The sequence below is a fragment of the Vibrio sp. Vb0349 genome (assembly GCF_033338975.1).
Genome location: NZ_JAWOTS010000069.1, coordinates 1 through 2,507, shown reverse-complemented (window position 1 = coordinate 2,507; position 2,507 = coordinate 1). Strand labels below are relative to the sequence as shown.

Below are 2,507 nucleotides of genomic sequence, written 5' to 3'. Positions count from 1 at the left end.
CTATGGTTTTTGTTGTTCCTCGCCTTCATCATTATTTTTTCGGGGATAGGGTTACGCGACCCGTGGCCTGCCGATGAACCACGCTTTGTCGAAGTTGCTCGAGAGATGGTGCAATCGGGAAACTGGTTTTTTCCTACCAGAGGGGGAGAGCTCTATCCCGATAAACCGCCAGTATTTATGTGGTCAATGGCGGCTTTTTATTGGTTGACCGGCAGCCTAAAAGCAACGTTCATGTTACCTAATGCGATTGTCAGCCTAATTGCTTTGGTGTGCTGTTACGATATTTCCGCAAAGCTGTGGAATGTCAAAACTGCGCGAAATGTGGGCTTTCTACTATTGCTTGCTCCACAATTTATTATTCAAGCAAAAGCGGCGCAAATTGATGCGATGGTAGCCGCGTGGATCACCATCTCCATGTATGGGCTGTTGCGACACTTCTATATTAAGACCAACTGGGTTTGGTATTGCTTGGCTTGGGTGTTTATGGGGCTTGGCATTATTACAAAAGGTGTTGGATTTCTTCCCGCGTTGCTTTTGATACCCGTTTTGTTTTTGCATTTTTCTGGCAGACACCATTTTGAAGATGCGGTTTCATGGAAGCTATTACTGGGCCCAGTGTTCATGCTTTTGACCATTGCATGTTGGTTTGTGCCTATGGTTTCGATCGTAGAGATCAGTCATAACCCTGATTTTGCAGCTTACAGAGACAACATCTTGTTTAAACAAACGGGTGAGCGTTATGCGAACTCTTGGGGACACATTCAGCCATGGTATTACTTTATTGTCAGCGTGATTCCCGTTATGTGGTTTCCACTGTACTTGGTGTTCTTCAATAAGAAGTGTTGGCAGCAACTACGATTATCACCTGCGTTATTAAGTTTATTCGCTTGGGTTGTGCTTGTTATCGCTTTCTTTAGTCTGAGCCCGGGTAAGCGAGGTGTTTACATATTGCCAGCGCTTCCAATGCTTGCTGTTATTGCGGGTTATGCGTTAACGAACCAAGCTTGGCCTAAATGGACCGACAAATTACTTAAAGCTATCGTGTTGATTTTAAGCGTAGTTTTGTTTTCTGCCGCTGTTGTTGCAGGTCTAGAGGTTAAATCCGTCACGAAGCATTTAGGTGAGTACGATTCTATATTCCCTTACGTCGTATTCTTTCTTGTTGCCGCAGCGATTTGGGTTGGCGCATTTTTTAAAACGCGCACGGTACAGGCTCGATATACCTTTTGGGTGGCTCTTGCGCTGACTTGGGTCTGGTATAGCGTTGCGGGATATACATTGCTTAACCCAGTTCGCACGCCGGCTAAAGAGATCATGTCAGAAGCACAAAAAGCAATCGGTAAAGATGGTGAGTTAGGACTGACGCTATTTAAAGAGCAATTTTTGCTGTTTTCACCTGTGTCGGTAACACATTTTAGCTATTTGTCAGATCACAAAGAGCAAGAGCGCAATGCTTGGTTGTGGCTACAAGAAAAGCCGAATCGGTATATCTTGACCCAAGGTGGGAATGAGATGGAATGTTTCGATGCCAACAAAGCGAAAAAACTAGGGGAAGCCCACCGCCGGGATTGGATTTTATTTGATGCCGAGAGTGCGCTTGAATCCTGTCAGCCGCCAAGAAGCATCAAACGATATGAGCTACATATCGATAAGCCATATTCTTAGTCTCTTGAGCTGCTAAACATACATAAACAAGAGAGGGGAGCGTGATGCTCCCCTCTTTTATCTGATGACTTTCGTATCTGATGTCTATTTACTATAGCTGCGCAGCTATATCGTCTGTTAGTTGGTTCAAACCTGCCGACAGTGCATCAACCAGAGCGTCGTAGCCTTCATCTTGCAATGGCATCAATATCTTTATTTGCGAGCTGCGAACGATGTTGCCGCTTGCATCGATGAGTAACCATTCACCTTCAATCTCTGCATTACCTTGGTAGCTACCATTAAACTTGTTCAAACTAAGTTGAAGCTTGGATTCTCCACTTTGATCCAGAAGATTATTCATTTCAACTGGCCAATAGTCGCTTTGTTTTTGGCGCAGCTCAGCCACAACACGTTGGGTAATTTGCTCAGAAATACTTTGAGCCCACTGGTGGCGTTTGGCTTGAACAATCTGAGTATCTGATGTGCGATACACAATACTATTGTCATTCAGGTAACTAGCGAGTTGAGCCGGGCGAATCACCAGTAAAGGGCGTTCTGCAACGCTCATCTGGTTAGACGTTTTTGTCTCAGCTTTAGGTAAGAGATACAGCGCCCCTGCTGCTTCTGGCGCGCTGCTGCATCCTGTCAATCCGGTTATAAGTGCTGTCGCTAATAAAAATACACGTTTCATTATTGTTGCCCTCTAACAGGAATTGGATCCTTCACTTCATCTTCTCCAAATACTAATGAGTTTGGTTTTTCATTTAGCTGTTTTAAAACAGGTTTGAATTCCGTCATCACCTTCTCTAGCTCTTTCAATGTCGATTCCATCTCACTGTACATTGTCGAGTTAGGGCCGTATC

2 protein-coding genes and 1 pseudogene are annotated in these 2,507 nt (G+C 44.5%); 1 reads left to right on the top strand and 2 read right to left on the bottom strand.

Annotation, left to right across the window (positions count from 1 at the left end; translation table 11 throughout):
• Nucleotides 1–1,665: glycosyltransferase family 39 protein (locus R7Q47_RS23195; protein ID WP_318089401.1), on the top strand; the 1,665-nt coding region annotated here is incomplete at its 5' end.
• Between the two features lie 91 nt (nt 1,666–1,756).
• Here R7Q47_RS23195 and R7Q47_RS23190 read toward each other — a convergent pair.
• The gene (locus R7Q47_RS23190; protein WP_318089400.1) at nt 1,757–2,335 is read right to left on the bottom strand and encodes a PqiC family protein; all 579 of its coding nucleotides are present in this window, start codon (nt 2,333–2,335) and stop codon (nt 1,757–1,759) included.
• A pseudogene (locus R7Q47_RS23185) lies at nt 2,335–2,507 on the bottom strand (paraquat-inducible protein B); the annotation flags it as partial. The gene R7Q47_RS23190 and the pseudogene R7Q47_RS23185, both read right to left, overlap by 1 nt.

What these genes read in the sequence shown, in the direction of transcription:
- R7Q47_RS23190 (WP_318089400.1), bottom strand. Translation starts at nt 2,335, where the DNA reads ATGAAACGTGTATTTTTATTAGCGACAGCACTTATAACCGGATTGACA.